Source organism: Streptosporangium sp. NPDC000509 (assembly GCF_042898365.1).
Classification (GTDB): domain Bacteria; phylum Actinomycetota; class Actinomycetes; order Streptosporangiales; family Streptosporangiaceae; genus Streptosporangium.
On record NZ_JBIAYX010000044.1, the window covers coordinates 1 to 3,599 of the forward strand.

The 3,599-nt window shown below is 70.5% G+C and carries 1 protein-coding gene; it reads left to right on the forward strand.

The genetic code is table 11. The annotated features are described in order from the left end of the window. Positions 1-69: 69 nt before the first annotated feature. On the forward strand, positions 70-3,599 hold a 3,530-nt coding region (locus ACFY3D_RS39470; RefSeq protein ID WP_389989642.1), incomplete at its 3' end, for a type I polyketide synthase.

Sequence of the window (3,599 nt, forward strand, 5' to 3'; positions counted from 1 at the left end):
CGTAATCGGTTGAACGCGGCGACCGGGCTGCGCCTGCCGGCGACGTTGGTGTTCGATTATCCGACTCCGGTGGTGTTGGCGGAGTTCCTGCTGGGTGAGCTGCTCGGCGAGCGAGCCGACGTGATCATCCCCGCGTCCGTGATGCCGGTGGCCGACGACCCGATCGTGATCGTGGGCATGGCATGCCGTTATCCGGGCGGGGTGTCCTCGCCGGAGGATCTGTGGCGGTTGGTGGCCGAGGGCGGGGACGGGATCTCGTCGTTCCCGACGACGCGCGGCTGGGATCTGGCCGCTTTCTACAGCCCGGACCGCGAGAGGCCCGGCACCAGTTACGTACGTGAGGGTGGGTTCCTGCACGAGGCCGGGGAGTTCGATCCCGGTTTCTTCGGGATCTCGCCGCGTGAGGCGCTCGCGATGGACCCGCAGCAGCGCCTGCTGCTGGAGACCACCTGGGAGGCGATCGAGCGGGCGGGCATGGACCCGATCTCGCTGAAGGGCAGCCGCACCGGCGTGTTCGCCGGAGTGTCGTATCACGACTACGCGTCCAGCGTGGAGTTCCCGCCGGATGTGATGAGCTTCTTCGGTACCGGCAACGCCGGAAGCGTGCTGTCGGGGCGGATCTCGTACACGCTGGGCCTGGAGGGTCCCGCGATGACGGTGGACACCGCCTGCTCGTCCTCGCTGGTGGCGATGCATCTGGCGGCGCAGGCGTTGCGTTCGGGTGAGTGCTCGCTCGCGGTAGCCGGTGGGGTGACGGTGATGGCGTCGCCGGGTGCGTTCATCGACTTCAGCGCGCAGGGCGGGCTGGCCGGCGACGCGCGGTGCAAGGCGTTCGCCGACGCGGCGGACGGCACGAGCTGGTCCGAGGGCATCGGGGTGCTGGTGCTGGAGCGGCTGTCGGACGCCCGCCGCAACGGCCACGAAGTACTCGCGGTGGTGCGCGGGTCGGCGGTGAACCAGGACGGCGCGTCGAACGGCCTGACCGCGCCGAACGGTCCGTCTCAGCAGCGGGTGATCCGCCAGGCGCTCGCCGGCGCCGGACTGTCGTCGGCCGACGTGGACGTGGTGGAGGCGCACGGTACCGGCACCACCCTCGGTGACCCGATCGAGGCGCAGGCGCTGCTGGCGACCTACGGTCAGGATCGGCCGGAGGATCGGCCGCTGCTGCTGGGTTCGATCAAGTCGAACATCGGTCACACGCAGGCGGCTGCGGGTGTGGCGGGTGTGATGAAGATGGTGCTCGCGATGCGGCACGGGGTGCTGCCTCGGACGTTGCACGTGGACGCGCCGTCCTCGCACGTGGACTGGTCGGCCGGTGCGGTGAGGCTGCTGACCGAGCCGACGCGGTGGCCGCAGGTGGAACGGCCGTGGCGGGCGGGGGTGTCCTCGTTCGGGATCAGCGGCACCAACGCGCACGTGATCCTCGAACAGGGGCCGGAGTCGCCGGAACCCGAAGAGGTTTCGCGGAGCGAGGCACCTGCGGGTGTGCTGCCGGTGGTGGTGTCGGGTCGTACGGCGGAGGCGTTGCGGGCGCAGGCCGGGCGGTTGGTGTCGTTCCTGGAGGGTGAGCCCGGTCTGGGGTTGGCCGATGTGGCGTTCTCGCTGGCGACGACACGCTCGGCGTTCGAGCATCGGGCGGTGGTGGTCGGCGACCGTGAGAGTGTGCCGGCCGGGCTGGGTGCGCTGGCTGAGGACCTGCCGGGCGCGGGTGTGGTGCGCGGGGTGGCAGCGGGTGAACCGAAGCTGGCGTTCCTGTTCACCGGTCAGGGTAGCCAGCGGGCCGGGATGGGGCGGGAGCTGTACGACCGTTTCCCGGTGTTCGCGCAGGCGCTGGACGAGGTGATCGCGAAGCTGGATCCGCTGCTGGAGAAGTTCGAGGGGGAGCCGGACAGCGAGGCGGCCGAGCATTACCGGAGTCGCTCGTTGCGTGAGGTGGTGTTCGCCGAGCCGGGGTCGGTCGAGGCAGAGGCGTTGGATCGGACCGGGTGGGCGCAGCCTGCGTTGTTCGCGGTGGAGACGGCGTTGTTCCGGCTGGTGTCCTCGTGGGGGATCCGGCCCGATGTGCTGGCCGGTCACTCGGTCGGGGAGATCACCGCCGCTCATGTGGCCGGGGTGTTGTCGTTGCAGGACGCGTGCGCGTTGGTGGCGGGTCGGGCGCGGTTGATGCAGGCGTTGCCTGCGGGTGGGGCGATGGTGGCGGTGGCGGCTTCCGAGGAGGAGGTCGTGGAGCTGCTGGTGGGGCGGGAGAAGGAGGTGTCGGTCGCGGCGGTGAACGGTCCCGCGTCGGTGGTGGTCTCCGGGGTGGAGGAGGCGGTGCTTGAGGTGGCCGCGGCTCTGGGGGAGCGGGGGATCAGGGCGAAGCGGTTGCGGGTGTCGCATGCGTTCCATTCGCCGTTGATGGATCCGATGCTGGAGGAGTTCCGGGCGGTGGCGGGGTCGCTGTCCTACGGTGCGCCGCGGATTCCGGTCGTGTCGACGTTGACCGGGCAGGTGGCCGGTGCGGAGTGGTTGTGTTCGCCGGAGTACTGGGTGGAGCAGGTGCGTGGCGCGGTGCGGTTCGCCGACGGTGTCCGTACGCTGCACGCTCAGGGGGTTCGGGCGTATCTGGAGCTGGGCCCCGACGGGGTGCTCGCCGCGATGGCGTCCGACACCCTCGCAGAGTTTGCCGGTTCCGATCCGAGGGCTGAGGGCTCTTCTGTCGCGTTCGCGGGTGAAACGGGCGCGGTGGCGGTGCCGGTGCTGCGCGGGGACCGGGACGAGCAGTCGGCGATCATGACGGCTCTCGCCGAGCTGCACGTGCGTGGTGTGGCGATCGGTTGGGAGGCGGTGCTCGCGGGCGGGCGCCGGGTGGAGTTGCCGACCTATGCCTTCCAGCACCAGTGGTTCTGGCCGAGTGTCGGGCGAATCGCGGATGCTCGCGGTCTGGGACAGGAGGCGGCGGGCCATCCGCTGCTGAGCGCGGCCGTGGGCCTGGCCGATTCCGGTGACGCGCTGCTGACGGGACGGTTGTCGCTGCGGTCGCATCCGTGGCTGGCGGATCACGCGGTGGGCGGGATGGTGATCTTCCCGGGTACCGGCTTCCTGGAGCTGGCGATCCGCGCGGGTGACCAGGTCGGCTGCGACCTGGTCGAGGAGCTCACCCTGACCACGCCGCTGGTGCTGAGTGAGGACGACGCGGTCGCGGTGCAGGTGCGGGTGGGGCCGGCCGACGAGTCCGGGCGGCGTGAGGTGAGCGTCCATGCCCGGCCGGCCGATGCCGGTGATCACGATGGCTGGGTGCGGCATGCCTCGGGTGTGCTGGCGAGCGGTGGTCACGTCGGGGAAGACCGAGGGCAGATCACGGGGGCCGGTGGTGAGGTCGTCACGCGTTTCGAGACGGAGGTGTGGCCGCCGCGGGGTGCGTCGGTGATCGAGTTGGACGGGGTGTATGAGGGGTTGGCTGAGGGTGGGTTGGAGTATGGGCCGGTGTTTCGGGGGTTGAGGAGGGCGTGGCGGGGTTCTGAGGGTGAGGTGTTCGCGGAGGTTGTGCTGCCTGAGCAGGTGGTGTCGGGTGCGGGGTCGTTCGGGGTGCATCCGGCGTTGTTGGATGCGGTGTTGCA